This is a genomic window from Acetobacter estunensis (genome assembly GCF_019083805.1).
GTDB lineage: Bacteria > Pseudomonadota > Alphaproteobacteria > Acetobacterales > Acetobacteraceae > Acetobacter > Acetobacter estunensis_A.
Genome location: NZ_JAHRDV010000025.1, coordinates 1 through 26228 on the forward strand (window position 1 = coordinate 1; position 26228 = coordinate 26228).

The 26228-nt window shown below is 60.5% G+C and carries 24 protein-coding genes and 1 pseudogene; 10 read left to right on the forward strand and 15 right to left on the reverse strand.

The features are described 5' to 3' along the window. The first annotated feature begins 356 nt into the window (after window positions 1–356). The gene (locus KUA11_RS16320) at window positions 357–1124 is read left to right on the forward strand and encodes a fasciclin domain-containing protein (RefSeq protein ID WP_254455001.1); all 768 of its coding nucleotides are present in this window, start codon (window positions 357–359) and stop codon (window positions 1122–1124) included. A gap of 109 nt (window positions 1125–1233) precedes the next feature. On the opposite strand, the gene alaS is transcribed toward KUA11_RS16320, so the two are convergent. The 4 genes from alaS to aroB form a co-directional block, all read right to left on the reverse strand. Then, a complete protein-coding gene (gene alaS, locus KUA11_RS16325; RefSeq protein ID WP_217412008.1) occupies window positions 1234–3885 on the reverse strand; it encodes an alanine--tRNA ligase in 2652 nt (883 codons plus the stop codon). Between the two features lie 126 nt (window positions 3886–4011). Beyond that, a complete protein-coding gene (locus KUA11_RS16330; RefSeq protein ID WP_217412010.1) occupies window positions 4012–4554 on the reverse strand; it encodes a GtrA family protein in 543 nt (180 codons plus the stop codon). 99 nt (window positions 4555–4653) lie between these two features. Then, window positions 4654–5766 carry an OmpA family protein gene (locus KUA11_RS16335; RefSeq protein ID WP_217412012.1) on the reverse strand — a complete coding sequence of 371 codons (1113 nt, stop codon included), beginning with the start codon at window positions 5764–5766 and terminating at the stop codon, window positions 4654–4656. A gap of 283 nt (window positions 5767–6049) precedes the next feature. Beyond that, window positions 6050–7876 (reverse strand): 3-dehydroquinate synthase, encoded by a 1827-nt coding sequence (aroB, locus tag KUA11_RS16340; RefSeq protein WP_217412014.1) that lies wholly within the window; start codon window positions 7874–7876, stop codon window positions 6050–6052. Window positions 7877–7968: 92 nt separating this feature from the next. Between aroB and KUA11_RS16345 the strand changes: the two genes are divergently transcribed. Genes KUA11_RS16345 through KUA11_RS16355 form a run of 3 tightly spaced genes read left to right on the forward strand, consistent with a single transcriptional unit; the run spans window position 7969 to window position 10184 of the window. Further along, window positions 7969–8208 carry a hypothetical protein gene (locus KUA11_RS16345; RefSeq protein ID WP_166313271.1) on the forward strand — a complete coding sequence of 80 codons (240 nt, stop codon included), beginning with the start codon at window positions 7969–7971 and terminating at the stop codon, window positions 8206–8208. 30 nt (window positions 8209–8238) lie between these two features. Beyond that, on the forward strand, window positions 8239–9159 hold the full coding sequence (locus tag KUA11_RS16350; protein ID WP_217412047.1) for a tyrosine recombinase: 921 nt from the start codon (window positions 8239–8241) through the stop codon (window positions 9157–9159). Between the two features lie 53 nt (window positions 9160–9212). After that, the gene (locus tag KUA11_RS16355; protein ID WP_166313341.1) at window positions 9213–10184 is read left to right on the forward strand and encodes an acetyl-CoA carboxylase carboxyltransferase subunit alpha; all 972 of its coding nucleotides are present in this window, start codon (window positions 9213–9215) and stop codon (window positions 10182–10184) included. Between the two features lie 44 nt (window positions 10185–10228). Here KUA11_RS16355 and KUA11_RS16360 read toward each other — a convergent pair whose 3' ends face one another. The 4 genes and pseudogenes from KUA11_RS16360 to KUA11_RS16375 all read right to left on the reverse strand — a co-directional run bounded on the left by KUA11_RS16360 (window position 10229) and on the right by KUA11_RS16375 (window position 14657). Next, window positions 10229–10984 (reverse strand): competence/damage-inducible protein A, encoded by a 756-nt coding sequence (locus KUA11_RS16360; RefSeq protein ID WP_217412015.1) that lies wholly within the window; start codon window positions 10982–10984, stop codon window positions 10229–10231. 65 nt (window positions 10985–11049) lie between these two features. After that, window positions 11050–12063 carry a bifunctional GNAT family N-acetyltransferase/(deoxy)nucleoside triphosphate pyrophosphohydrolase gene (locus KUA11_RS17750; protein WP_217412017.1) on the reverse strand — a complete coding sequence of 338 codons (1014 nt, stop codon included), beginning with the start codon at window positions 12061–12063 and terminating at the stop codon, window positions 11050–11052. Between the two features lie 312 nt (window positions 12064–12375). After that, window positions 12376–13533, reverse strand: a pseudogene (locus KUA11_RS16370) (Rieske 2Fe-2S domain-containing protein); the annotation flags it as partial. 257 nt (window positions 13534–13790) lie between these two features. Continuing rightward, window positions 13791–14657 (reverse strand): ATP-binding protein, encoded by an 867-nt coding sequence (locus KUA11_RS16375; RefSeq protein ID WP_217412019.1) that lies wholly within the window; start codon window positions 14655–14657, stop codon window positions 13791–13793. 138 nt (window positions 14658–14795) lie between these two features. Between KUA11_RS16375 and yajC the strand changes: the two genes are divergently transcribed. After that, the gene (yajC, locus tag KUA11_RS16380) at window positions 14796–15161 is read left to right on the forward strand and encodes a preprotein translocase subunit YajC (RefSeq protein ID WP_217412021.1); all 366 of its coding nucleotides are present in this window, start codon (window positions 14796–14798) and stop codon (window positions 15159–15161) included. 54 nt (window positions 15162–15215) lie between these two features. On the opposite strand, the gene KUA11_RS16385 is transcribed toward yajC, so the two are convergent. The 3 genes from KUA11_RS16385 to KUA11_RS16395 are packed head-to-tail and all read right to left on the reverse strand — an operon-like array spanning window position 15216 to window position 17310. Further along, entirely contained in the window at window positions 15216–15503 is a 288-nt protein-coding gene (locus KUA11_RS16385) for a hypothetical protein (protein WP_217412023.1), read from the reverse strand. Further along, window positions 15500–17014, reverse strand: coding sequence for a PepSY-associated TM helix domain-containing protein (locus KUA11_RS16390; RefSeq protein WP_217412025.1), 1515 nt, complete (start codon window positions 17012–17014; stop codon window positions 15500–15502). Before KUA11_RS16390 ends, KUA11_RS16385 begins: the two co-directional genes overlap by 4 nt. Then, window positions 17011–17310 carry a hypothetical protein gene (locus KUA11_RS16395; protein WP_217412027.1) on the reverse strand — a complete coding sequence of 100 codons (300 nt, stop codon included), beginning with the start codon at window positions 17308–17310 and terminating at the stop codon, window positions 17011–17013. The genes KUA11_RS16390 and KUA11_RS16395 overlap by 4 nt, the downstream gene beginning before the upstream one ends. A 196-nt stretch (window positions 17311–17506) precedes the next feature. On the opposite strand from KUA11_RS16395, the gene KUA11_RS16400 reads away from it, so the two are divergent. After that, window positions 17507–18265 (forward strand): YfdX family protein, encoded by a 759-nt coding sequence (locus KUA11_RS16400; protein ID WP_217412029.1) that lies wholly within the window; start codon window positions 17507–17509, stop codon window positions 18263–18265. Window positions 18266–18480: 215 nt separating this feature from the next. Beyond that, window positions 18481–18984 carry a flavin reductase family protein gene (locus KUA11_RS16405; protein WP_217412031.1) on the forward strand — a complete coding sequence of 168 codons (504 nt, stop codon included), beginning with the start codon at window positions 18481–18483 and terminating at the stop codon, window positions 18982–18984. Between the two features lie 63 nt (window positions 18985–19047). On the opposite strand, the gene murJ is transcribed toward KUA11_RS16405, so the two are convergent. Beyond that, window positions 19048–20607 (reverse strand): murein biosynthesis integral membrane protein MurJ, encoded by a 1560-nt coding sequence (gene murJ, locus KUA11_RS16410; protein ID WP_217412033.1) that lies wholly within the window; start codon window positions 20605–20607, stop codon window positions 19048–19050. Between the two features lie 178 nt (window positions 20608–20785). Here murJ and KUA11_RS16415 point away from each other — a divergent pair, with 178 nt between their 5' ends. Then, a complete protein-coding gene (locus KUA11_RS16415) occupies window positions 20786–20989 on the forward strand; it encodes a hypothetical protein (protein ID WP_217412035.1) in 204 nt (67 codons plus the stop codon). 389 nt (window positions 20990–21378) lie between these two features. Here the strand turns inward: KUA11_RS16415 and KUA11_RS16420 are convergent, their stop codons facing one another. From KUA11_RS16420 to KUA11_RS16430, 3 genes are read right to left on the reverse strand one after another with little or no spacing between them, the layout of a single operon-like run. Continuing rightward, a complete protein-coding gene (locus KUA11_RS16420; protein WP_217412037.1) occupies window positions 21379–22122 on the reverse strand; it encodes a phosphohydrolase in 744 nt (247 codons plus the stop codon). 24 nt (window positions 22123–22146) lie between these two features. Then, window positions 22147–23007, reverse strand: coding sequence for an endonuclease/exonuclease/phosphatase family protein (locus tag KUA11_RS16425; protein WP_368041049.1), 861 nt, complete (start codon window positions 23005–23007; stop codon window positions 22147–22149). A gap of 34 nt (window positions 23008–23041) precedes the next feature. Next, entirely contained in the window at window positions 23042–23722 is a 681-nt protein-coding gene (locus tag KUA11_RS16430) for a carbonic anhydrase (RefSeq protein ID WP_217412039.1), read from the reverse strand. A 401-nt stretch (window positions 23723–24123) separates the two neighbouring features. Between KUA11_RS16430 and KUA11_RS16435 the strand changes: the two genes are divergently transcribed. Then, the gene (locus KUA11_RS16435; RefSeq protein ID WP_217412041.1) at window positions 24124–25065 is read left to right on the forward strand and encodes an NrtR DNA-binding winged helix domain-containing protein; all 942 of its coding nucleotides are present in this window, start codon (window positions 24124–24126) and stop codon (window positions 25063–25065) included. Between the two features lie 75 nt (window positions 25066–25140). Next, the coding region (locus KUA11_RS16440) for an FAD-binding protein (protein ID WP_217412043.1) at window positions 25141–26228 on the forward strand (1088 nt) is incomplete at its 3' end.

Consider the following 26228-nt stretch of genomic DNA (forward strand, 5'->3'; position numbering starts at 1 on the left):
TAGGCGAGGAAAAGATGTCCACTTGCCTGATAGGTGCGAGTCGGCACGCCGAATGCCCGGACCACATCCACATCCGTATGCCCGATCAGGGCGTCAAGCCGCTTGCGCTGCTCGGGCGTTGGTCCCGGCTGGGGATATGGATCAGGTTTCGGGCCGTCCTATTACAACTCCGTCTGTCAGACCGCCTTCGAACTTGCCAATGGACGCGTGATTGGCTGGACCATGCGGGGAGACGGGTGCTGATCGTCCCGAGGATCGGCGCGCGATTTACGGATACGCAACCTGTGTAACATCAGGTATGACACGCACGGTGCTTCCGTTGGGAGGTGCGTGGACATTCGTGACGGGAGATCTGGATGCTGACGGGACGGTACGGTGCGGCGGGCGCCATGATGATGATGGCGCTGTCCCTTGGAGCCTGCCAGAGTCCGGCGCGACAGGATGCCTACAAGGTTGTCGGCAGCAGTAACTCTTTCATGGCGCCCACTGTGTCGGGCGCGCGCAACTACACGCCTGCGGGAGAAAAGGACGCGCCGAACAGCAATGTGGCGTATCCCGACCCCGAAACGCCGATTTATTATGACCGTCCGCTGTCGGAATCCATTCTCTCCGCCATCGAATTGGGCAACTATTCCCGAGCACTTCAGGTCAGCGGATATGACCGGCTGCTGCAAATGGCTGGACCCTATACGGTCTTCGCCATTCCCAATGAGCCGATGAAGCATGTCTCAGAACAATATCCCGGCGGACTTCTGGATCCGGCCAACGCACAGGCGCTGAAGAACCTCATGGGCTTCACCATCGTGCCCGGAAAATGGTCTGTGGATCGTTTGCGGCGGGTCATCGCCCGGATGCCGACACATGCTGTCGGTCTGCGCACGCTCTCTGGCGCTTTTCTGACTGTGTCGGTGGAGCCGGGAACGAACCAGCTTGTCCTCAGCAATGCGGCGGGCACCATCAATCGGATTTGGGTGACTGGAATCCCGCAGTCGAACGGGATGCTTTATTTCACCCAGTCCGCTCTGCCGCCAGTGTTTCCCGCGTTGCCCGTAGCCGGGCAGTCGCAAGTGGCGCCGGGTGTGAAAAGCGCACCGCTGGCAGCCCCTGCCTCCACCACGCATTGAACGTTTACGGTGGGTGGCGGTGGTCGCTCGTCGTGATGTCATGAAAAAAGGCTCCGACCGTTCCCGGTCCGGAGCCTTTTTTCTGGGTCATCCTGAAAGGAGGCTGGGTTCAGCCTTCCATTGCTGCGATGATTCCGGCGCGCACAGCGTCCAGCGCTGCGTCCACCTTGTCCGCTTCCGGTCCGCCAGCCTGCGCCATATCGCGACGACCACCGCCCCCTTTGCCCCCCAAAGCCACGCTGGCGGCCCGGACGAGTGTCACGGCATCAAGCTTCTCGGAAAGAGCCGGGTTGACGGCCACGACCACGCTGCCTTTGCCGTCAGCCGTCGAGACAAGGGCGACCACACCTTCTCCGATCTGCTTGCCAATGGTTTCGGCCAGTCCCTTGAGTTCCCGCGCCGGAGTTTCTCCCAGATTGCGCCCAGAGAACGGGACACCGGCAATGGTCTCGACGGCGGTCGTCTCGGTTGATCCCATGGCCAGCTTGCGCTGAAGATCGGCGATACGCCGCTCCATGGCCTTGCGTTCGTCCAGCAGGGTGGCGAGCCGCTCCGGCGCTTCGGCCACCGTGACCTTCATCATCGCGGCCATCTGGTTCAGACGGTCTTCATTGGCATGTGCCGCAGTTTCGGCCGCCACACCGGCCACGGCTTCGATGCGGCGCACACCCGCTGAGACGCCGCTTTCCGAGGCGATGCGGAACAGGCCGATATCACCCGTGCGTCCGACATGAGTGCCACCGCACAGTTCCACCGACCAGCCGGGCTTGTTGCCGTCCTCGCCACCCATGGAGACCACACGAACCTCATCGCCATACTTCTCACCGAACAGGGCCATGGCGCCTTCGGCCTGCGCCTGTTCAGGTGTCATGATGCGCGTGGTGACAAGTGTATTGGCGCGGATGCGAGCGTTGACCTCTGCTTCGATCTCGTCGAGTTCCTCGCGCGTGATCGGACGTGGCTGGCTGACGTCAAAACGCAGCCGGTCCGGCGCGTTCAGGCTGCCCTTCTGGGTAACGTGCTCACCCAGACGACGACGCAGCGCCTCATGCAGAAGATGTGTGGCGGAGTGATGGGCACGGATCGCGGCGCGTCGTGCGTGCTCGACCTCGGCTTTCACGGCCATACCCGGCTTGATCGTGCCTTCTGTCACGGTGCCATAATGCACCAGCAGGTCGCCCAGCTTCTTCTGCGTATCGGAAATGGCCACGCGCAGGCCCGGAGCGGTCAGGGTGCCCGTGTCACCCACCTGACCGCCGCTTTCACCGTAGAAGGGAGTCTGGTTGAGCAGGATGGCCACTTCCGTGCCGACGCCGGCGCTCTCCACGCTCTGGCCGTTAGCGACCACGAACTGCACTTCGGCTTCCGAGGTCTCGGTTCCATACCCAAGGAACTCGGTGGGTCCGAAGCGGTCGCGGGCTTCGAACCAGACCGTTTCCACGGCGGCATCGCCCGAACCGCTCCATGCGGCGCGGGCGCGATCGCGCTGCTCCTTCATGGCAGCCTCGAAGCCGGGCACGTCCACGATATGGCCGCTTGAGCGTAGCGCGTCCTGCGTCAGATCCAGCGGGAAACCGAAGGTGTCATACAGCTTGAAGGCGACATCGCCGGGCAGGGGCGCCTTGGCAGGCAGCTTGGCGGTTTCTTCGGCCAGCAGGCCCAGACCGCGATCGAGCATCGCCTTGAAGCGTTCTTCCTCGCTGCGCATGGTCTCGCGAATGAGAGCCTGAGCCTGTGACAGTTCAGGATAGGCCGCGCCCATCTGCTGGATCAGCGCAGGCAGCAGCTTATAGAAGACAGGCTCGCGCGTGCCCATCATATGCAGGTGACGCATGGCACGGCGCATGATGCGGCGCAGAACGTAACCGCGCCCATCCTTGGAGGGCAGCACGCCGTCGGCGATCAGAAATGCAGTTGAGCGCAGATGATCAGCCACGACGCGGTGGCTGGCATTGAACTCACCGTCCGGGTCGCGGGACGTGACTTCGGCCGAGGCGAGGATGAGGGCGCGGAATGTATCCGTGTCGTAGTTGTCGCGCTTGCCCTGCATGATCGCGGCGAAGCGTTCCAGTCCCATGCCGGTGTCGATGGATGGACGGGGAAGCGGGGAGCGGGTTCCCGGCGGATCCTCGAAGAACTGCATGAACACGAGATTCCAGATCTCGACGAAGCGGTCTCCGTCTTCGTCCGGGGAACCCGGAGGACCACCGAAGACATCCGGTCCATGATCGTAGAAAATCTCGGAGCACGGTCCGCATGGCCCGACATCGCCCATCCGCCAGAAGTTGTCGGTGGTGGGGATGCGGATGATGCGGTCATCCGACAGCCCCGCAATCTTGCGCCACAGTGCCGCCGCTTCCTCATCCTCGGAATAGACTGTGACGAGCAGTTTGTCCTTGGGCAGGCCGAAATTGGCCGTTACGAGTTTCCATGCGAACTCGATGGCTTCAGGCTTGAAATAGTCTCCAAACGAGAAGTTACCCATCATCTCGAAAAACGTGTGATGCCGCGCCGTGTAGCCGACATTGTCGAGATCGTTGTGCTTGCCGCCTGCTCGCACGACCTTTTGCGCGGTCGTCGCCCGGTTGTAGGGACGTGTCTCCTGCCCGGTGAAGACGTTCTTGAACTGAACCATCCCTGCGTTGGTGAACAGCAGCGTTGGATCGTTGCTCGGCACCAGCGACGACGACGGCACGATCTGATGCCCGTTGGACGCAAAGTAGTCGAGGAAGGCAGAGCGGATTTCGTTAGTCGTTGACATGATGGGGGAAAACGTCCTGACGGCGGACAGGCGACGCAAATGTCGTCGGTCCTGGAGAATAAAGATGTCTTTGTGCTTTAGCGCAGTCGATACGGGCAGGCAAAGAGTGGCGATAAAGCCTAAAGACTAGGGGCGAGATACAGGGGCTACGCCTTCTTTGTTTGCGGTTGCAACGGCGCTTTCAGGGCATTCCGGATCAATCATTCCCGTCGAGATTTCCGCCAGTTCCAGCAGAGAGTCCGGTGCCCGTTCGCGAAAGACCAGTTTCTGGCTGAGATTGAAATTGGCGAACAGGCCCGCAAGGGAGCCCGCGGCCAGCGCGAGGAACTTGTGCTCGATGAAAATGGGATTCAGCCAGAACAGCAGATAGACGGTGCCACGATTGAGCAGGAAGCCAAGGCTGTTGGCGGAAAGAAAGCGCAACCATTGAAGAACGGGATGTTCCGAATTGCCGGCATCACGGAATGTCCACAGACGGTTGGTGATCCAGTTCATTGTCGCGGCCACGAGATAGGCCACGAGCGTGGCCGCGATCAGACCGATGACCGGTGTCAGGGCGTAAACGATGGAAATGTCCCAGAGCAGACCTGCCGTTCCGACGATCCCAAATCTGATGAAGCGTCCAAGCGTCTTTGTCCGGGAGGCTGAAACAGCAGGAGAGGAGGGCATGAACGGTCCGATGGGCTTGGATACAGGGCAAGAAAAAAGGGCGTCCCGTGGGACGCCCTTCTTTCGTAGTCATTCCGACTGGATTCGGCGAACCGAAAATCAGTGCAGGATGATTTCCACGCGACGGTTCTGCGGCTCGCGGGTGTTCGGACCCGTCGGAACCAGCGGGTGCTCTTCACCGTAGCCATGGATGTCGATGGCGGACGCCGGAACGCCGTCACGAACCAGCTCGGCCTTGACGCTGTCAGCACGACGGATCGACAGACCCATGTTGTACTTCGCGCCAGCTGCGCCACCACGAGCCGACGAGTTGTCGGTGTAGCCGTTGACTTCAATGCGCGTCGTCTGGACGTGCGTGGAAGCCTGGGCTGCCTCAGCAACGATCTGACGAGCGCGAGCCGTAAGGGCCGACTTGTCCCAATCGAAGAACACGAGATACGTGCGGGCGGGGGTAACGGCCGGCGGCGGCGTGTAAGGCTGAGCCGGCGGCGGCGGGGGAGCCGTGTCGAAAGCGTAACGCAGGCCAACCATGAACATGTTGTTGAAGCGATGGTTGGAACCGACGTGACCAGCGCTCTCGCTGTCGCTGTAGTTGTACGAACCGTTACGGAACGAACCCGGCTGGCCGATCATGCGGTACTGAGCCGTGACCTGGAAGCCTGGGATGCCCGTGTCAAACGCCGCACCAACGATGGCCTGATAGGCGAAACCGCCACGGTTGCCGCGGACCTTGCCCGAGAAACCGTTGCCATTGCTGTAGTTGGCGTGCTGATCGGTCCACAGGTAGCCAGCACCGGCACCGATGAACGGCGTGACAGGCGCATCAATACCGAACTGCTTCAGATCGATGTCATACACCAGGTTCACGAAACCGCCGTAGGACGAGTCCTTACCGCTGTTGTGAGCACCGTTGTAGTGCGAGCTGCCGCTCAGGTTGCTGCGGATGTAGGTGCCTTCGACCTCAGCGCGCAGACCGTTGCCGAAGCCCCAGCCGAACGAGCCGTAGCCACCCCAGCCACTCTTGTGACCCATGTTCTGCTTGCGGCTGTTTGCACCACCGCTGGTGTAGTCACGCATGTGCATGCCCTGCGTGAGGGTCAGGTCATAGCCACCGCCAACATCAACGTAGGGGCCGGTGATCGTTGTGGCGGATGCAGCTACAGGGGCTGCCGCCATCAGTGTCGTTGCAAGTAAAACTTTGCGGAGACGCATGTTTTCGTCCTCATTCTTCATCTGCGGGGCCGTGCGCCTACCGTTGGCATCGCCGCCCCATCGAGATGTCTAAAAGCCCTATAAAACGTTGAGTTCCGGGATTGGAACCCATCGACACGCGCTCCTGTCATTCGAAGAGGAGAGCGTGATTTATATGCAACAGTCCTTTTGACGGCGGAAAAAGTGTAGTCGTGTTGCGGACTTGATCTGGATCAAGAGTGTGGCACGCATAAGGTGACGTGCCGCATTTATTCCACAGCCTCCTTCCCTGACTGTCCCCTGTTCAGAAGGCGGAATGCGGAAGATGGCGGTCCGTCTGGGTGTCCGGAACACATCCATCCTCGGCCAGCACCGCCTTTACGGCTTCTTCTGGCACGTCGCGGCAGGTGAATGCCTGCCCGATCCCACGGACGAGCACGAAGGTTAGCTTGCCGCCTTCCATCTTCTTGTCGCGCGTCATGTGATTGAGCAGTGTCCCAACGGAAAAAGTCTGTGGCAGATCGGAAATGCGTGCCGGCATGCCATTGGCTTGCAGATGCGCTGTGACGCGGTCGAGATCGGCCGCGGGACAGTAACCGAGTCTGACCGAGAGCATGAAAGCGAGACGCAGACCGATGGAGACCGCTTCTCCATGCAGCAGGCGGCCGTCATACCCCATTTCCGCTTCCAGCGCGTGACCGAACGTGTGCCCCAGATTAAGAAGCGCCCGTCCGCCTTCGGCCTTCTTTTCCTTTTCGTCATCGGCAACGACGCGCGCTTTAAAAGAGCAGGCACGCTCAACGGCTTCGGCCAGTGTGTCCGGATCCTGACCCAGAATGCGGGGGGCATTGTTCTCGCACCAGGCGAAGAAACCGGCATCCCCGATCAGGGCCGACTTCACGATTTCCGCATAGCCAGCTTTGATTTCGCGGGGTGGCAGAGTGGCCAACGTGGAGATGTCGGCCAGTACGATGGCAGGCTGGTGGAACGCTCCCAGCAGGTTCTTGCCCCATGGCGTGTTGATTCCCGTCTTCCCGCCTACGGAGGAATCCACCTGAGAAAGAAGTGTGGTCGGAATCTGGACGAAGGGCAGGCCGCGCAGGGTCGTGGCGGCAACGAACCCGGCCAGATCGCCCACCACACCACCGCCGAGGGCGATGATGGCGGTCTTGCGTTCGACTTTCTGTTCCAGAATTGCGTCAGTCAGTTCTCGGTAACGATCCAGTGATTTGGTCTGTTCACCCGGTGGAACGATCAGGGACTGGGTGACGAATCCCGAATCTCCGAGCGAGTCCAGCAGTGGCTTGAGATACAGCTCCGCCACGTTCGCATCGCTGATGACGATGGCTTTCTTCTGTGGGAGCACCGGAGCGAGCAGCGCGCCCGCACGTTCGATCAGTCCGGCCCCGATCACCACTTCATAAGAAGCGTGAGCCAGAGCGACGGGCAGGCGTCGAGGGCGGTGATTGAGCGCCAGAGCCTCAATGACGCGGGTGGTGGCGTGATCCACGTTGTCGTCTCCACATTGCACGATGATATCGGCCTGAGCGTAGACCGGATGGCGAACAACCATCAGTTGCGCGAGCACATCCCGAGGACGGGCGTTGTTGAGCAGGGGGCGATGAGTGCGCCCGCTGACCCGACGGACGAGAACGGGCAGGGGGCAACGCAGCCATAACGAAATGGCCCGCTCGCGAATCAGGGCGCGGGTTTCACTGTTCATGAAGGCGCCGCCGCCCGTGGCGATGACGCGCGTGGGGCCGTCGAGCAGGCGTTTGATGACGCGCCGTTCACCGTCGCGGAAGGCGTCCTCGCCATACAGGCGGAACACATCGCTGATGGAACATCCTGCCGCGCGTTCGATCTCGGTGTCGGCATCCACGAATCCGAGACCGAGTCTCTGGGCCAGTCTGCGCCCGATGGTGGATTTGCCCGCTCCCATCAGCCCGATGAGCACGATGCTGCGACCGCAGAGCGGCCCAAAGCCGGAAGGGTTGCGGACAGCATCCAGATTCAGGGGCAGAGCCGCGTGGTGAAGAGGCGCGACGGGACTGCCCGATATATCAGGTGGCCCATGGAGGGGCGAAGGCGGTGCTGGACAGTGATCGTCCGGGAAAAATGGGCGTGACATGGATCACATCGTAACATAGAGCCGGACGAACACCTTCATAATGAAGCGGCATTTCCTTTTCGGAATGTCTGATCGGGACAAGTGAGGACTCTATGAGCCGAATCGTCATCATTGCAGCGAGTGTTGCGGCAGTTATCGTGATTGGCGGCATCGTGGCTTTGGGTCTCCCTTCCGCACAGCCTGCCCGCCAGATGGTGCATCGCGATATTCCGGTGTCTCAGTTTGCGTCCAGCCAGCCACCGGCGGCTCCGCTTGTGGCGCCGGCAGGACCGGTCGCGGCCCCCGCTGCGCCTGCGCCTGTTGCTGCAGCACCGGTGCAGCCTGCTCACTGATCGGAATTGATCGAGGGAGTCGCAGGCATGATGGCGGCACCTTGCATCGAGTCCTTTCTTGAGATGTTGGCCGCCGAACGGGCGGCCGCTCCGGCGACTCTCGCCGCCTATATGCGTGATCTCGATGACTGCGAGACGAGTCTTCGCGGGCAGGGGGAAACTCTCATGGAGGCCACCACCAGCGGTCTTCGGGAGTGGGTGGCGGGGATGAGCGCATCCGGCGCTGCCCGTCGCACAATCGCGCGGCGTATTTCCTGCATACGCCAGTTCTTTTTGTTTCTGCTTGGGGAAGGGCTGCGTTCGGACAATCCGGCATCTTCTCTGGATGCACCGCCTCCGGACAGAACATTGCCAAAATTTCTGACCGAAACGGAAGTGATGGCGTTGCTTGAGGCCGCCGACCCAGCGGCTGAGGCGGACCTGGCTCTGAGACGACGCCTGTTAATGGGACGAGCGGCGCTGGAACTGCTGTATGCCACCGGCCTGCGCATCTCCGAGCTTCTGGCGCTGAAACGCGACATGTTCCGTGAAGGTCTGCGTATGCTGATGGTGCGCGGCAAAGGCGGACGGGAGCGACTCGTGCCGCTTTCGGACTCCGCGCGGGAGGCGGTCGCAGCCTTGGTGCATGAGGACGCGGATCGTCCCTCTCTGTGGGTTTTCCCCGGACGTACGCCATTACGTCCTCTTACCCGGCAGGGGTTCGACAAGGTTCTGGCTTTCATCGGGGAGCGCGCGGGCATTGCGGCGGATCGCCTCTCCCCGCACGTTCTGCGGCATTCTTTCGCTACACATATGCTGGCGCATGGAGCGGATCTGCGAACGCTCCAAACCCTGCTTGGGCACGCGGACATCGCCACGACGCAGATCTACACTCATGTACAGGCTGAGCGACTGCGGGACATCGTTTCCACTCATCATCCTTTGGGGCGCGGAGACGCCGCTGACGAATGATCGCGGCGCGCGAGATGCTTGGCTTTGCGCGTGAGTGTGCTATCGGCACTCCCATGCGTCAGTTTCTGGATTTCGAGAAGCCGGTCGCCGAGCTTGAGACCAAGATCGATGACCTGCGTAAAACGGCCACCGCTGCCAGCGGGGATGCCGGTGGTGTCAGCATCTCCGATGAGGTTGGGCGTCTGTCCGACAAGGTGGAGAAGCAGCTTCGCGCGCTTTACGCGAAGCTGACGCCTGTACAGAAAGTACAGGTCGCCCGTCATGCCCAGCGCCCTCACACGCTGGATTATATCGGCCAGCTCATCACGGATTTCACCCCTCTGGCTGGTGATCGTCAGTTTGCTGACGATAAGGCCATCATCGGTGGTCTGGGACGGTTCAACAATCAGGCGGTCGTGGTCATCGGCACCGAGCGTGGCTCGGACCTTGAGACCCGGCTTGCGCATAATTTCGGGATGGCGCGCCCGGAAGGCTATCGCAAAGCGATCCGCCTGATGGAGATGGCCGGACGGTTCCGCCTGCCGATCCTGACATTCGTGGACACCTCAGGCGCGTGGCCGGGAATCGATGCTGAGGCTCGTGGACAGGCGGAAGCGATTGCGCGTTCCATCGAGACCTGCCTGACCGTGCCGGTGCCGCTTATCGCCACCGTGATCGGTGAGGGCGGTTCGGGCGGCGCTGTGGCGCTGGCGACGGCGGACCGCGTGCTGATGCTGGAAAATGCGATCTATTCCGTCATTTCACCGGAAGCCTGCGCGTCGATTCTCTGGCGTGACCCGAAGCAGGCGCCCACAGCGGCCGACGCCCTGAAGCTGACGGCACAGGATCTTCGCAAGTTCGGACTGATCGACCGGATCGTGCCTGAACCTGTCGGTGGCGCGCAGCGCGATCCCAAGACCATGGTTCAGACAACGGGGCAGGCCATTGCCGAGGAACTGATGCCGTTGCTGACGGTTCCTCCCACCACGCTGGTGGCTCAGCGGCGGGAAAAGTTCCTCGCCATGGGGCGCAGTTCCATCGCCTGACATATCCGGCCTCTTTCCGCACATGGAAAGAGGCCGCTTTTCTTTCAGTTCGCGGGTTCGCCTTCCAGAGGCGTGGCGCCAGCGGCTTCGATCAGAGCGCGAATCTGCTCCGCGGCCAGCTTTACCTCATTCTCATCCGCCCCCTTGGCCACGAGCGCGACGCCGCGCCGTTCTTCGGACTCCTTGAACGGATACGAGCCGATATCGAGCCCCGGAAAGCGTGTCTGCACGGCTTCAAGCGGTATGGCTATGGCGCTTTCATAGAGGCCGAGAGCGTGCCACGTGCGTGAGGTGATGGGTGCACCGTGCTGGAGTTTCGGTACCACCGCCTTGAACATGGCCTGCATGATGGTGGGCACGCCGGCCAGAACATGCACATTGCCGATGGAAAAACCCGGAGCAATGGAAGCTGTGTTCTCGATGGGTGTGGCGCCTCTTGGGAGCATTGCCATGCGTTGACGTGCGTCGGTGAAGCGGTCGGTGCCATAATGGGCTTTCAGCCGCGCCGCGCTCTCGGCGTGCAGTTCCAGCGGCACACCGAATGTCTCGGCCACACAGGCGGCAGTGATGTCATCATGTGTCGGCCCGATGCCGCCCGTCGTGAATACCTGTTCGTAACGCGCCTTCATTTCCGTGAGGGTCGTAACGATGGTCTCACGCACATCGGGGATGATGCGCACCTCGCGAAGCGGCGCGCCGATTTGTCCGAGTTCCTGCGCAAGGAAGCGGATATTTGCATCCTGTGTGCGTCCGGAGAGGATCTCGTTGCCGATCACCACAAGGGCGGAAGTGGGATTCATGGTCATGGGTCCGGTCTTGTCTGGCGGGTTGCGGGCAGCAGGAAGCCGTCCCTGCAAGGGATACGTCAGAGCAGGGCCCGAAGAAAGGGAAGGAGTGGCAGATCCGCAGGCGGCATGGGATAGGAGGCGAGGTTGTCCGCATGGACCCATGCCAGCGTCTGTCCCTCACGCCCCTGTGGTGTGCCCTGCCACTGGCGGCACAGATAGAGCGGCATCAGCAGGTCAAACGTCTCATAAGCATGAGAGGCAAAGGTGAAAGGCGTGAGACAGGCTCGTCCTACGTCGATTCCCAGTTCTTCGTACAGTTCCCGCACAAGAGCGGTTTCGAGTTCTTCTCCGGGTTCCACCTTGCCGCCCGGAAACTCCCACAATCCCGCCAGCGCTTTTCCCTTGGGACGCTGGGCGAGAAGAATGCGGTTGTCAGGATCGAGCAGGGCGGCCGCAACGACGAGAAGGAGCTTGCGCTGAACGGGCGCGGTCTGGGCCTCGGCTTCTGGGGTGCCGGGGCGTAGTGCTGCGTCCAATTCCGGTTGCGTCACGGTGAAATGCCGCACCGGAACCTTACCGCCGCGCGCCATGAACGACTGCTCTCCCGTGCCCGTCTGACGGAAGCCAAGACGACCAAGGAGAGCGCAGGAAGCGGTATTGTCCTCGGCCGCTGTCGCCGTGATCGTGTGCAGGCCAAGATGCGCGAAGGCCCAGCGACACACGCGGCAGCCCGCCTGCCGCGCTACGCCCTGTCCCCAATGGGAGTGGGCCACCCAATATCCTAGCGAAGCGGTGTTTTTCTGCGCCCCTTGTCCGAGTGTGAGCCCCACACAGCCGATGAGTTGTCCGGAGCTATCGAGAATGGCGAAGTGATAGGCATGACCCTCACGTGCCTGTCGGAGTGTCTCCGCAATCCACTGCGCCGCCAGATCGGCAGGGTAGGGAAACGGCAACCGGTTGAGCATCCGGATGACATTCCAGTCATTGACACGGGCGTGGATGGCACTGGCGTCATCGGGCTTCAGGGCGCGGAGGGTGAGTGTGCCCACCGCCAGTGTGGGACAGGCGATGGGGAGACGAAGGGCGCTCATACGCCCTCCTCAGGACGGTGACTTGGTGCCGGAAACCAGCGGAGCCGTCGTGCGGTGTTTGGAGCGACTGCGAGAGCGTTTCTTTTTCGCGGGCGCGCCCTCTGCTGCGGTTACGCGAGCAGTGGATGAGGCCGCTTTGGCCACGGTCTTGCGGGCGGTGGTGCGCGCTTTGGTGTTTGGTGGTTTGGGTGCCGTGCCGGACGCTGGCGCTGCTGCGGAGGGCGGCGGTGTGGCAGAGGCGGCGGTTACGACGTCGTTTTTCGGAGCCGGGGACGCTGTTGCTGCTTTCTCTGTAGCCGCGACGCCATTGAGATGAGGTGCGGGCGTCGGCGCTTTCTTGTCCGTTGCGGGCTGCACACCGCATTCCACCAACAGGGCGCGGAGCGCATTGATAACGGGGAACACCTCAAGATTGTGGTCGCCGCCGAGGTCTTTCCATGCCTGCTGCTCAAGCTCCACGATTTCGCGGTCTTCGGCAAAGATACGCTCGGTGAAGGCGACGAGAAATGGCCATGCGAGGTCGAGCACACCCGGAATGTTGGGACGCTTGACGGACAGCAGACCGAACGTGCGGTTGGTGAGTTGATCCTTGTCCTGTGGCGTGTAGGCAATCCACAGATCCATCACTGGATCCTGATCGCCCGTCTGGATGTGCAGCGTCTGGTAGGGATAGGTCGTGCGGATGCTCATCACGTCACGATCCTGATGCTGCGCAGAGGTGTCGCGCCGCTCACCAAAGATCAGCGCCTCACCCAACGGCTGCTTGCCGCTGGTGCGGGCGAAAGAGTAGCGGGCCTCGACCAGTCCCGGCTCGCGACGCTGACCGAGGAAACGCGGGCGCATCTGGCCCATCTGTTTCATGTGCATGAACTGATGGTTCATATCCATCAGGTTCTCATGCATGAAACTGTAATGGCAGCCGACTTCCTGTCCGAAGCAGCGGGTCTTGTAGGCTGGGTCGCCCACTCGTGCGAGACGCGGGGGAAGGAAGGTCGTTTCCGCCTTTTCCGGGTCGCCGGGGAAGATGAAGATCAGCCCGTCCTGTTCCATGACAGGATAGGTGCGCACACCGTTGGGCAGCTTGCCTTTGCCGAGATAAGGCACGTCGATGCAACGACCGGAGCGGCCATAGGCCCATCCGTGGTAACAGCATTTCACGGACTGGCCGCAGACACGCCCCTTGCTGAGCGGCACCTGACGATGGGCGCAGCGATCTTCCAGCGCGAAGAGAGACCCTTCTTCGGGCCGGATCAACGCGATGGGGTCTGCCCCGTAACGCACACCGATGGTTTTGCCGCGTTTGAGGTCACGCGACCATGCGACGGGGTACCAGAAATCGGGGTCGCAGTGGACACGACGGATATCGACCCCGCTCGGCAGACGCTGGCGGGGTGTGGCGATGCTCTGACCGTCGTCATGCAGCATGTCGTCCGCCTGCGTTGGGAATTCGGTCTCGATTGACTGGTCCATCGTGCCTCTGTCTACGCTTTGACTCTGCCTTGAATCGTCTCTCCCAACGGTCGGAAAGACAGAAACTGCCCGGCGTTTATATCATCCCTGCCGTGCAGTCGAAGTGAGTCAGATCAAATGACCACACTTTGCAAGAAACATTCTTGCCGCCTTCGCGGTTCCTTCCTCCTCATCGTTCGTCGGAAAGCGGAAGGGAGAAACGAAAACGGGCGGCAACAACAATACTTGCGAAGCGTTCGCATGTGTGCCGCGTTGTGTCACGCCTTTTTCGTTGGTTCGGCAAGATCGGCTGTCAGATCGTCGATGAACTGTGCCGCCACGCGGCCCGAACGGTTGCCGCGTGTGGTGGCCCATTCCAGCGCTCGGGCGACGAGATCTTTGTCTGTGATGGGGAGTTGCCGTTCGTGCGCATAAGCGCGGACCATGTCGAGATAGGTGTCCTGCGAACACAGATGAAAGCCGAGCCACAGGCCGAAACGATCCGAGAGGGAGATTTTCTCCTCCACGGCCTCGGACGGGTTGATCGCGGTGGACTGTTCGTTGTCGATCATGTCGCGTGGCATGAGGTGACGGCGGTTGGACGTGGCGTAGAACAACACGTTGGCTGGCCGGCCGGCGATGCCACCATCGAGCACGGATTTGAGCGCTTTGTAATCGCGGTCCTCGCGCTCGAAAGAGAGATCGTCACAAAAGACGATAAAGTGCCTGTCCGATGTGCGCAGGAGTGCGAGCAGGTCGGGCAGGGAAGCCAGATCCTCGCGTTCGATTTCGATCAGCACGACATGTTTGTCTGCCGGCAGTTGCACGTTGACGGCTGCATGACACGCCTTGACGAGGGAGGATTTACCGGTGCCGCGTGAGCCCCAGAGCATGGCATTGTTGGCGGGAAGGCCGTGCGCGAAATGGCGCGTGTTTTCCAGCAGGGCTATCCGCTGGGACTCGATGCCCTGAAGAAGATTCAGAGGCACATGCGCCACCTGCTCAACCGGTGCGAGACGGCTGCGTTCAGGCTGCCAGACGAAGGCATCCGTACTGTTCAACCCATCGAGTGTGGCGGCGGGGGGAGCCAGACGTTCCAGTGCGGAAGCGATACGTTCGAGAACCGGCATCAGATCCGTGGTCATGACATGCTCCTTGAAAAGAGAAAGAGGTGCGTGGGAACAGTTGACGGGCGTTTCCCGAAATCTATGGTCCCGCCGTATCAGGAGGCCATGACGGCCTGCAACCTGCTGGCTGAAAGCGCCGGCTGAAAAGTGAGTGTGATGATCGATCTTCTGATTTCCCCTGCCCACGCCCAGAGTGCGGGCGCGGCCGGAGCCACAAGCGGCCTTCTCGCTTTCCTGCCCTATATCGCCATTTTCGCGATCTTTTATTTCCTGATGATCCGCCCGCAACAGCAGAAACAGAAGAAGCTCAAGGAAGAACTCGCGCAGTTGCGGCGTGGTGACCGGGTGCTGACCGCAGGCGGCATTATCGGAGTGGTGCGCAAGGTTGTGCCTGAAGGCGACGAAGTGGATCTGGAAATCGCAAGTGGTGTGGTCGTGCGCGTGCTGCGTTCAACGATCACGGCCGTTCTGACGGCGGCTGGAAAGCCTGCCAATGATCCGGCGCCGGCTGCAAAAAACTGAACGCTATTCATATGTTCTGTGTCCTGAATATCCATCAGGGCACAGGATGACATTTCAGGCGTGTTTGCGGGCCGTTGCCGACAGGGCCAGCGCCACGAGCACGCCCGCTGGGCCAGCGCTCGCAATCCACGCGACCAGACCTTCACCGCCCGCAAGTCCGACAGCCAGTATCAGCGCGAGCAGGGGAAGGAAAACACGTAGGCGTTTCATCCATTTCTGGAGGCTGATCGCGGGTTGAACTGTCTGGCGTCGCAGCCACGCGGGCTGCAGAGCACCATGACAGGCCAGTCCTGCTCCCCAGAGCAACGATGACTCTGCCAGAACGATTGCGAGCATACTCATTTCACGATCTCGCGCTTTATGGAGCGATCGAGAAACACGCAGCCGCGCAGAACCATCAGGCCCAGCATCAGAGCCGCTGCATCGACGCCCAGATAGTCCCACTGTTTCTGTTGGCCGAGCCATTGCCAGCGGGTCGCGATATCGAGTGCGGGCAGAAGGCAGAGCAGGGCGGCTAGAAGCGCGGCCTGTTCGCGCCAGCCGTGCAGCACATGTTTTTGCAACGCACGGGCCAAGGCATGGGCAATACAGGCACCCCACATCAGAAACAGACAGGTGCTCTCCGTCGCCATGCGATCTGTCAGTGTCGCAGGAACCAGTCGGTTCGCCCATAATACGGCTGCGCAGGCAGCAGGCAGCCCGATGACGGTGCCAAGTGTCAGTCCTTCCGCCAGCACGAGTGCGAGAAAATGACGTGATGTCGCAGTCCGGCGGCGTTTGAGCAGGAACATCACCAGTCCTGTGCCAAACATTACGGAACCTGCGATGCCGGACAGAAAATACAGCCAGCGCATGGGCGTGGGTGCCCAGTGGGCCATATGGAGGCCCGTCATGACCTGCCGCGTCTGTGCCGGGCCACTACGTTGGCGTGTCACTTTCAGCCGCTCTCCCGTTCGTCGGTCATATTCCGCTCGATCCCGGGTTTGGGCGAGTGTGCTGGCATCCGAACGCATGACGGAAACGGAATAGGGAGAGAATTGCAGAAATCCGGAGCCGCCTTCGCCGAACAGTTGCGTTGCGTCGTCCAGAATCGGTCCAAGCGCTGGAATCGGGAGTGCATCGCGATGGTACTCGTGCTGTCCGCGACCGGGCGGGCCTCCTCCTCCCTCCTGATGGGCTTCCGCCGTGAAGGGAAAGATTCGGTCCGCGTGGATGACCACGCCCGTCCATGCGACCATGAACGTAAAGGGCAGAAACAGGACAGCGGCGATCACATGAGCGTCCATCCATGCGCGAGGACTGGCCCCATTCGGCCGGAACATCACGAGGTTCGGTACGAGCGCTCGTAAATGAATGACAAGTCCCGATCCGAGAGTAACGAGAAGCCCGATGCCCAGCGCTTCCACCAGCACCACCCCGAACATGCGGCCCATCCGCAAGGTGTAATGGAAGCGGAAAAACAGCGTGCCGCCGACTGTCTTTCGTAGGTTCAGCACCTCGCCTGTTACGGGATCGATGGCTGTGGTGATGACGTCCATACCTTCGGGCTGCACCACGCGGAGCACGGGGTCACGCGCGGAGGGCAGCGTGACGCTCACCCGGTGGTGCTGCGCTTCCTGCTCGCTCACCAGAGCGGAGGCTCGTGCAAGGGCGGCATCCGACGGACGTGCGAGTGAGCCGCCGGTGAACTCCGGCTGCATCCAGCGCGTGATTTCCGTGTCGAAAACCGCCAGCGTGCCGGTGATGAAAATGCAGAGCAGCAGCAATCCGCATACGAAACCGACCCATGCGTGCAGCCATCCCATACGTGTGCGCAGGGAAGGGCCAGATGTAACGGCGCGAGCAGTGTTCATGGTGAACCGAAAGCAAGGAAAATAAAGGCAAGAGGGAACGCGGCCAGAAACGCGGCCAGCGTGGCCAGAAGCCCACGGGAGAGGGTGGACGAACCGCAAAGGAAGAGGATTGCCAGCGGCATGATCAGGACAGCCTCGACCTGCGCTACGAAAAGGCCGTCTGCGTGGCTTGCGGGCAGGAGAGAGGGCACCGCTTCGGTGATGGCCAGACCGATAGGCCATGCCAGAAGCAGGGCGATCAGGAGGCGTGCGGGCAGCAGCGAGGGCGCGGACGTTCCCGGCTCTTGAGAAGGCATCCTGTTGCGGTCTTTCTTGCTACTGCGATGCATTTGCAACTTCATAAGCGGTCGATATTTTTCCGTAAAGCATTTTCCTTGCGCTGGCGAACCATGAAGGCAGGTGCCGACGGCAATGCAACAGCCCCCCTTTCCGTTTGGCGCGAAAGGGTAAATGGTTGGCACCTCACATTTTTGTTTGTGGAGACATACATTCATGACACCCCGTTTTTTCGTGGCGACAGGTTTTCTGATGGTCGGAATGGCAGGCGCTTCGCTGGCCCATGCCGCGCAGCCCACCGAGCAGCAGGTCGAGCAGGATTTCGGTCACCTGTCGCAGGATGGGCTGCGTTCCTTTGCTGACGTGGACATCGCGGGGCGAGCGATCGCGGTGGGAAACATTTCCACGGCCAAGGACGCTCTGAAGGACGCGAATCGTTCCCTGCTCCATGCGCAGCGCGACAACCATCAGTTCATGTTGCAGGAATCGGAACTGCATCCGGCCAGCCGCGTGCCCGATGGACATTCAGGCCGTCTGCCGTCCGCCGATCAGTCATCGGGTCGCGTGGGATGGCTACCGATTCTCGGAGAATATATCGAGAAAGACCCGACCCAGTCGCAGCCTGACCACGCAAAGGCCTTGGCCGATGCGAACAGCAAGCTCAAATCCGGCAATACGAAAGAGGCCGCTGCCAGCCTGAGCAAGGCGGGTGAGAATGTGGAGTTCGTTCTCGCCGTGGCACCACTGAAGGATTATCAGGCCATCGTGCATCGTGCCTCCGAATTGCTGACGGCAGGCAGGACGGGTCCGGCGATGGATGCGTTGACGGAGGCACAGGAGTCGGTCCGTTTCGTCAGTCAGGATTTCACGGTTGCGGCGGACGGCAAGACCCTTCAGCCGGTTCCGGCGACCTCTGCTCCGGCGACCTCTGCTCCGGCGACCTCTGGCTCCGCAGCTCCTGCCAGCGGTAACTGAGTTGCGTTTGATTTGACTTGAAAGGGCTGCCCGTTCTGCGGGCAGCCTTTTTTCGTTTTGGTTCAGTGATGCTCGACATATCCATGGGTCTGTCGGCACGTTGAAACCAGGTCATGAGAGAAGAGGATTTTCCAACAGGAATAGTCCTCCACGGCACCATGGCCTCATGACCGTATTATTTCCTCCGGAATGCGGAGAAAAAGGAGATTTTCATTATGGATGAACAGGCGAGAAAAACCGCGCTACGTATGATCCCCTATGGGCTGTACGTGCTGACGGCAGGAACGAAAGACGGCGACAAGGCCGCCGCCACCATCAACTGGGTAACCCAGACGAGCTTTGCTCCGCCGCTGCTCGCTCTTGGAATCAAGACGGATTCCGCCGTTTATTCCCATGCTCGGGAAACAGGCGCTCTGGTCCTGAACATTCTGGGTAAAGGGCAGCAGGGAGCGGCTTTTGCCTTTTTTAAACCGGCCGAGTACGCCGATGGCAAGCTTTCGGGAGAGGCCGTGACATGGGCCGCGAACGGAGCGCCTGTTCTCGAAAGTGCTCCGGCCGCAGTGGAACTGAAGGTGCGGGAGGTTGTGGAATTGGGCGATCACCACACCTTTGTCGCCGAGGTGACGGGTGTGCATCTGAACAAGACGATTACCGGCCGACCAGATGAGGTTGTGCTGGAGATGAAGGATCTGGGAGAAAAGGTCTTCTACGGCGGCTGAGATTTCCTCCATCTTGCGGCAAGGAGCGTTTCCGTGCCGCAAGACGTCCCGTAGTCGGGACGTTTACCCGCGCCGCCGGTTCAGCCGACGCTTGGCTCCTTCCAGCGCATTTGCCAGATCCAGCACACCGAAAGCGTGGAGCAGCAGCAGATACACTACGCTCCCCGCTGGCACTTCAATGGCGAGAAGCATGGCAAGCCACAGCGTCCGTCCTGACGTGGGGGGGGCTGGCAGCATGGCATTCAGCCCATAAAGTCCCAGCGCCATTATGACGGAACTGATCGCCATCAGCGCCACGCGACCGGCGAGAGCCGCGTCGGGCCTGAGCGCATCGCGACGAATCAGCAGCAATGACAGGATGGTGGTGTTGAGCAGCGCGGCCAGACTGCTGGCGAGGGGCGGTCCGACATGCGCCAGCGGCTTCATCAGCAGCAGGTTGAGGATCAGATTCACCAGCAGCACGAGGAAACCCACACGCACCGGCGTCACAGTATCGCCGCGCGCGAAGAAAGCGGGGGACAGCACTTTGATGAGCACGAAGGCGGGCAATCCGATCGCGTAGGCCCGCAACGACTGCGCCGACAGCAGCGCGTCCTCCACCGTGAAAGATCCGTGCGCGAAGAGGAAGGTCATGATCGGGCCAGCTAGGGCGAGCAGGCCGGCCATGGCGGGCAGGGTCAGAAGCAGCACATAATCCATCGCCCGGTTCTGTGCGGCATGGGCGGCTTCGTGATCTTCCGCAGCCAGATGGCGCGTAAGAACAGGCAGCAGCGTGGTGCCTGCCGCCGCTCCGAGAACGCCGAGAGGGAGCTGATTCAGGCGGTCTGCGAAATACATCAGCGAGACGCTGCCAGCGGGCAGCAGTGTCGCGATGATGGTGTCGATGGTCAGATTGATTTGAGTGACGCCGCTGCCAATCAGACCCGGCACCATGCGGCGGATGACCATGCGCACTTCCGGGGTGAGGCGCGGGGGCAGCGGTGAGAGGGGAAAACCGGCCCGTCGAACGGCCCACATCAGTAATCCCAACTGCACCACGCCTGAGAGTGTCACGCCCCATGCCGCGGCATGGGCGACACTGGTCATATAGGGCGTGGCGAACAGAATGGCCGTGATGCCTACCACGTTGAAGGCGAGATAGGCGGCGGCGGCCATGCCGAAATGGTGCAGGCCGTTGAGCACGCCAGATACGAGGGCGGCGGCGCAGATGAGAACCAGATAAGGGAAGGTAATGCGGCTGAGGGTGACGGCCAGTGCGTGACGGTTGCCGTCTTCCGCGAATCCCGGTGCGATGACGCGCAGCACGCCGGGCATGAAAATCTCACCCAGCACGCAAAGGCCGATAAGCCATGTGAGAAGTACGCCGAACACTTCGCGTGCCAGCTTGCGGGCTTCCTCTTCACCTCCCGTTGTCAGAGTGGCGGTAAACAGCGGCACGAAGGCGGCATTGAATGCGCCTTCTCCAAACAGACGGCGGAACATGTTGGGAAGGCGGCAGGCCACCTGATAGGCGTCCTGCATCGGGCCTGCGCCCATCATGGCGGCCAGAAGCTGGTCCCGCACGAGACCGAGTATGCGGCTGAGCATGGTCCAGCCGCCGACCGTGAGGAGACCTTTGAGCATGCGCGCTTATAGGGAGGAGTGGGGGTGGCCGGAAAGCCTGTTTCGGAACGGTACGGACGTTGTCATGCCGGGTGTGTCATCACGGGATATTGCCTGTAAGGGTATTGCTGATAAAGGCTTTGGTGAAAGGCGGTTTTCCAGCCGTTTTCAAGGATGACGCCAGTCGGGAGTGCGCACCATGAAGCAGATCAGACGTTCGCCTCTGACCACCACGGTCATTGTTCGTATCATGGCGTGCGTCCTCGGCATCATGCTGCTTATTTTTGCGGCTAAATTTGTAGCTATCCTGCCCGATGTCATGCCGGGCGTGGCGGCAGGGCACCTGCTTATGGTGGTCTTGGGCACGATCCTGCTGCTGGGGTCGATTTGGATCGGCGTGTGAGGAAAGTGGGTCGATTTCACAAACGATTGCGCTAATCGACGTTAATAAAATTGCTATATTCATCAAAGTATTTGTAAGTTATCTTATATAATCTGTATTGTTATTTCCATTTTCTGGAAATTGATTTATTTGTATTGAGTAGAAATGGCGCGAGCATAACTCGCGCCATTTAGAAAAGCCGTTACGACGGACGATGCGTCGTATTATGTGCGCGTTCATTTTCCGCTTGAGAAGCGACAAGAACGGCAACAAGACCATTCGACAGGAAGCGTGCGATGCGCGTAACCATGGCAATGCTCCTCTACTTCAAGTGTTGTGTCTGCAGATTACGATTTTGTGTGCCTCAGGTAAACATAAATCGTCATCCTGACATGAAAGAATCACATACCTCAGTATGACGGGGACATATCCGCCTGCATCAGCCACCGGGTCGTGGGAAGAACCTCGGACCGGAGGCTCCACATCTTCAGATCTTCATTTTTTGCAAGAATAAGCTCGTCATATTCCCGATTGCCGTGAGCGTCCCACCGTTCTTTCAGAAGGTGAAAGGGGAGGGACGTTTTCAGATCAATGCCGATATCGAGGATCAGCGTGTTTGCATGCATCGCGGCAAGACGCGGTGCGCCTATCTTCACAACGTCGGGAGCAAGGCCGAGTTCCTCGAATGTTTCGGCCATGAGTTGCGCACTCAGATCGACGCTGTCGTCATTGGTGCGCGTTTCCACTGTGCCAGCGGGCGGTGACTGCCAGAAACCGCCAAGATAGAGCGCCTTTGGACTGCGTCTGGCGAGTACGAACCCGTCCGCACAGCGTAAAGCGCCACATACGGCAAGCTGTCGCAGGGGCCGGTCCCCAAACAGGGATGGTTCACGCATCTGGGCTAAAGCGTGCCGGTAATCCGTCCAGTGGCCTTCGATCCGATGCGGCGCAATGCGATCGGCGCAAAAGATACGGCCATTGAAGAGCTGCGGTCGCAGTGTTGTTTCAGCGTTCCAGATGGCGTCGACCCGCGCTTCCACTTCGGGTGAATAGAGAGTGGACTGCGGATGGACACGCACCTGTAAATCGGCGGCAACTGGAAAACGGCTCCATCCCTCGGGTGAGAGGCTCTCTGAGGACGAGAAACCGGTCATTCATACAGCCTACGTGGAAGATTTTCATGGCAGATCCAGATGGATCGAAACGGGACAGTGATCGGACATCGTCTGAGGAGTGTCATTCGCGCCAGTATAAGTCATCACGCGCAGACTGTTGTTTTTGAGCCAGGAACGTGCGGGACCGCCCAGCAGGATATGATCGATGAAATACTCTCCGTCCCAGCAGGGGCTGGCATATCCCGCTGTGGTCAGGAGCAGCGGCCCGTCATGGAGCAGAGTGAGGAAGAACGGATCGGTCGGGGTCAGGCGGCGGTTGAAGTCACCCATGATGGCAAAAGCTTCCCCTTCGTCCTGCCGCTCCAGAATCCAGTCTTCCAGCGCGGCGAACTGACTGACGAGAGTAGGACAGGCATGAGCGTGTTCCGTGGGGGGATTGTCCCAGCAGCCGGTCTTGAGATGCACGACAAGGAGACGCAGAGAGGCGGTCCCATCGGAGATGGTGACGTCCAGTCCACTGCGCAGAGGATGTGGAGCGCCGGGGGGATAGACGTTCAGGGCGGTGACATCATCGTGGCGTGTGATGATAAGTCCCGATTTTATAGCGATGCCCACGCGCTGCACGACCGGGTCGTTTGTGAGCAGAAGACGGTAGGTGGATGATGGGAAAAGCCGGGCAGCGGCTGCTTCTCCATCGACTTCCTGAAACCCGATCACATCGGCGTTCAGATGCGTGACATAGGCACGCAGATGCGCCAGATCGACAGCGCTACGTCGGGGAATGTCATCAGGAAGGGCAGGATCGCCCGCTGGGCGCAGGGTCAGCCAGCCGAGATTCCACGTGGCGAGTTTGAGGTCACGTGCCTGCGCCGGAAGAGGCGGTGACAGAAGGCAAAGAAAAAGCAGCACAAGAAAGACTTGCACTGCTTTTCTCGGGAGATCGGACAGGGGAAACCTCTCAGGCCGGGACGCCGCTTTTTTCGAGTTGTGCGATGGCGTCTTCGATCGAGATGGTCTTGCGCGCCTGTTCGTCCAGCACCAGCACCTCACCTGTGCCGATGTCGTAGAACCAGCCTTGCAGGGTCAGTTCGTTGCGCGCGAGGGCGGCGGCGACAGAGGGATGAGTACGCAGATGCGAGATCTGGAGCAGCACGTTCTGTTCGGCGAGGTTGCGCACCGTGGGTGGTCCGGCATCGGAGCCAGCCAATGTGACGGCTCGCGCGGCTTCGGCGTTGCGTAGCCACGACTGCACGGTCGGCATTTTCGCAAGCTTGGACGGATCCGGATCAAGCAATGCCGTCATGGCGCCGCAGTTCGAGTGACCGCAGACGATGATGTTGGAAACCCCCAGTCCGGCAACGGCGTATTCGATGGCCGAAGACACGCCTCCGAGCATTTCGCCATACGCCGGCACGATGTTGCCGATATTGCGCAGAATGAAGAGGTTGCCCGGATCGGTCTGGGTGATCAGGCCGGGACTGACGCGACTGTCCGCGCACGCGATGAATAGCGTGCTTGGCGTCTGCCCTTCCGCAAGTTCCCGAAACAGTTCCTGCTTCTCGGGAAAGATATGTGTGTTGAAGTGTTCGACTCCACGCAGAAGGGCGATCAGGCTTTCTTTCGCGTTTCTCTTCGCCATATGGCTCCCTTTCAGGTGAAGTAGTCTCGTGAGGATAGCAGTAACACGCTGTCTTCACGTGAGGAAAGCATGAGAAGAGGCGCGGTTGCTTACGACAGGAAATGTTATGAGGCGGACATTCCCCGACATGACGGGTGTGTGCGTCTGAAGGAGAAGGGTGATTGTTCGGGCAGGATGGTTCTGCTTGTCCTGCCGTGCTTGTACCGCAATGTTTTTTGTGGGTTCATGCGGAGCCGGGGCCGAGTGCGCGCGGCTGATTGACAGCGCGGGTGGAAGGCGGGGGCCGAAAGAAGTGAGGAGAGGCGTCGGCCCGCCTGCACAGACCAGACGACATCTTGCCATGGAACCTGGCAGTTCTGAAGACACAGGTCCGGAGGCTTGGTTACGATGACCCGTCCGACATGAAGGGTGGGACACAGGTCATCGTGGCGGCTGTCCCCATCGCCCTTAACGCCGGGGAGCCGTATGTGCGGGTGACGGAAGATGGCGAACTGCCGCATGTGTGTCCCAAAGAAGCGGAGACCAATGTGCGGGAGGTTCTCGAAAGCCTTCTGGTTCGGAGCAGACGCCTTCCCGATGCATGTGCCGAGCCTCTGCCTGTCTGTCTGCACTGCGATGAAGCTGGAACGCGCATCGTAGAACTTCCCTATCTCGTTTCGACACGCATGACGACAGACGAGCCCGGATGGGTGCCTTGTTACGACCTGCTTCCATGGGAGGACCACCGACGCGAAGAAGGTATGGGACAGGCGTCCGCCCTTGGAAAACTCCTGATCGAGCAGAATGAGGAAATGCCCCCATCCGAACGGTTGCTGGAGAAGCGGCGTCTCGATGTGTTGTTCGCATTGGGAAACTGCAACTGGAAACCACCGCTCGCCAAAGAAAGATGGGCCGCTATCCGGGACGGAGCGCAGGAGAAAGGGGCTATCGGCATGGCGTCCGGTCGCTTCCCACATGAGACGAACTATCGGTGGTTGTGCGCGGCTCTGGGGCATCTGCGTCTGTCCGTCATAGCGCAGGCCATGCCGGTCAATCTCATGCCTGAACGTTTCACTATCCCTCAGCTACATGCGGCAGTGGAAGGTATTTTGGGAGAGGCCGTGGATCGGCCTACGTTCCGTCGTGGGCTGACCAATGGGCGCAGTGTAGAAGACACGGGCGCCTGCAGTGACGAAGTTTTCGGACGTCCTGCCCGTCTTATGAGGTTTCGCACCGATGTGGTGGTCGCCAACCAGACACAGGGGATTCCTCTCGCCCTTTCGCTTGCTGATACGGTGAAACAGGCGGAGACGATTGATCGCCTTTTCCCGGATGGAACGCCGCGTCCCGGTGATCGGAACTGAGCGGTAACCCTTTCCTGAGTTTTTGCGATCACAGTGCAGCGCGTCTGCCTGTCAGCAAGAACGGGAGCCGCAGTCATGGTCCGAAATGTCAATATTGAGGCCCTGCGCGGCCAGCCTGTCATCGTGGGAGCGGGGATCGCCGGACTGCTGGTGGCGCTCCACATGGGAGAGGCTCCCTGTGTTCTTGTGTCGGCCGCAGCCATGTCGGCGGCGGGCGCGTTGTCCTGTGATGTCGCGCGTCAACTCGGTGTGGGTGAAACAGTAGACACACGAGCGGAACTCACTCTACGAAAAGGGGAGGGATTGGCCTCTCCCGAGGTTGTGCAACTGATCGCAGGACGTATGGAACACGCCCGCATGACGTTGCAGTCCTTCGGTGTTCCTGTCGGAGATGCAGACACACCGGTTTCAAATGCGGGTCTTCATCTCGCCCTGTTGAAAGCCGTGGCGCGGCGACCGAATATCACGATCATCGCGCCCGCCCTTGCTCGCCGACTGGTACTGGTGGACGAGCAGGTTCGTGGACTTGTCATTGCCAGTGGTGAACACAGCATCATGCTCGACACAGATGCCGTCATTATGGCGGGAGGTGGGGCAGGCGGACTGTATGGCGAACAACTGCTTCCGCCGACGGCGGTGGGAACCGGCCTCGCGGTGGCGGCGCGTGCCGGAGCCGTTCTGGCCGATCCAGAGCTTGTGTGGTTTCACCCGTTCACCCTGTCCTGTCCTGCCCCTGCTGGGACGGGAGAGACGCTCCCATTGGGTCTGTGCACGAGCCGCGCAGTGCTGTTTGACGAACAGGGACAGCGTGTCGAAGTGGCCGGTAGTCCGGAAGCGCTGTCGCGAACTATTTTCCAGTATCAACAGCACAACCGTGCTGTGTTTTTGGACCTGCGGCGGACACTGGCCAATGGTGTTCAGCTTGCAGGGGCCGAGATCAATGAACTGGCGGCGGCCTGTCGTCGGGCTGGGATCGATCCGCAGCAGGCGGCAATCCCTGTTCGTGCGGCTGCGGCATTCCATATCGGTGGTATCCGCGCCACGCTGGAAGGGGTGACATCGCTTGCAGGCTTGTGGGCGTGTGGTGAAAGCGCGTGTACCGGCTTTCATGGAGCCGCCATTCATGAAGGCAATCCGCTTCTTGAAGCGGTGGTGTGCAGTGA

Excerpts from the sequence above, each read along its gene's own strand:
- KUA11_RS16320 (WP_254455001.1), top strand. The coding sequence starts at position 357 with ATGCTGACGGGACGGTACGGTGCGGCGGGCGCCATGATGATGATGGCG.
- alaS (WP_217412008.1), bottom strand. The coding sequence starts at position 3,885 with ATGTCAACGACTAACGAAATCCGCTCTGCCTTCCTCGACTACTTTGCG.
- KUA11_RS16330 (WP_217412010.1), bottom strand. The coding sequence starts at position 4,554 with ATGCCCTCCTCTCCTGCTGTTTCAGCCTCCCGGACAAAGACGCTTGGA.
- KUA11_RS16335 (WP_217412012.1), bottom strand. The coding sequence starts at position 5,766 with ATGCGTCTCCGCAAAGTTTTACTTGCAACGACACTGATGGCGGCAGCC.
- aroB (WP_217412014.1), bottom strand. The coding sequence starts at position 7,876 with ATGTCACGCCCATTTTTCCCGGACGATCACTGTCCAGCACCGCCTTCG.
- KUA11_RS16345 (WP_166313271.1), top strand. The coding sequence starts at position 7,969 with ATGAGCCGAATCGTCATCATTGCAGCGAGTGTTGCGGCAGTTATCGTG.
- KUA11_RS16350 (WP_217412047.1), top strand. The coding sequence starts at position 8,239 with ATGGCGGCACCTTGCATCGAGTCCTTTCTTGAGATGTTGGCCGCCGAA.
- KUA11_RS16355 (WP_166313341.1), top strand. The coding sequence starts at position 9,213 with ATGCGTCAGTTTCTGGATTTCGAGAAGCCGGTCGCCGAGCTTGAGACC.
- KUA11_RS16360 (WP_217412015.1), bottom strand. The coding sequence starts at position 10,984 with ATGAATCCCACTTCCGCCCTTGTGGTGATCGGCAACGAGATCCTCTCC.
- KUA11_RS17750 (WP_217412017.1), bottom strand. The coding sequence starts at position 12,063 with ATGAGCGCCCTTCGTCTCCCCATCGCCTGTCCCACACTGGCGGTGGGC.
- KUA11_RS16375 (WP_217412019.1), bottom strand. The coding sequence starts at position 14,657 with ATGACCACGGATCTGATGCCGGTTCTCGAACGTATCGCTTCCGCACTG.
- yajC (WP_217412021.1), top strand. The coding sequence starts at position 14,796 with ATGATCGATCTTCTGATTTCCCCTGCCCACGCCCAGAGTGCGGGCGCG.
- KUA11_RS16385 (WP_217412023.1), bottom strand. The coding sequence starts at position 15,503 with ATGAGTATGCTCGCAATCGTTCTGGCAGAGTCATCGTTGCTCTGGGGA.
- KUA11_RS16390 (WP_217412025.1), bottom strand. The coding sequence starts at position 17,014 with ATGAACACTGCTCGCGCCGTTACATCTGGCCCTTCCCTGCGCACACGT.
- KUA11_RS16395 (WP_217412027.1), bottom strand. The coding sequence starts at position 17,310 with ATGCCTTCTCAAGAGCCGGGAACGTCCGCGCCCTCGCTGCTGCCCGCA.
- KUA11_RS16400 (WP_217412029.1), top strand. The coding sequence starts at position 17,507 with ATGACACCCCGTTTTTTCGTGGCGACAGGTTTTCTGATGGTCGGAATG.
- KUA11_RS16405 (WP_217412031.1), top strand. The coding sequence starts at position 18,481 with ATGGATGAACAGGCGAGAAAAACCGCGCTACGTATGATCCCCTATGGG.
- murJ (WP_217412033.1), bottom strand. The coding sequence starts at position 20,607 with ATGCTCAAAGGTCTCCTCACGGTCGGCGGCTGGACCATGCTCAGCCGC.
- KUA11_RS16415 (WP_217412035.1), top strand. The coding sequence starts at position 20,786 with ATGAAGCAGATCAGACGTTCGCCTCTGACCACCACGGTCATTGTTCGT.
- KUA11_RS16420 (WP_217412037.1), bottom strand. The coding sequence starts at position 22,122 with ATGACCGGTTTCTCGTCCTCAGAGAGCCTCTCACCCGAGGGATGGAGC.
- KUA11_RS16430 (WP_217412039.1), bottom strand. The coding sequence starts at position 23,722 with ATGGCGAAGAGAAACGCGAAAGAAAGCCTGATCGCCCTTCTGCGTGGA.
- KUA11_RS16435 (WP_217412041.1), top strand. The coding sequence starts at position 24,124 with ATGAAGGGTGGGACACAGGTCATCGTGGCGGCTGTCCCCATCGCCCTT.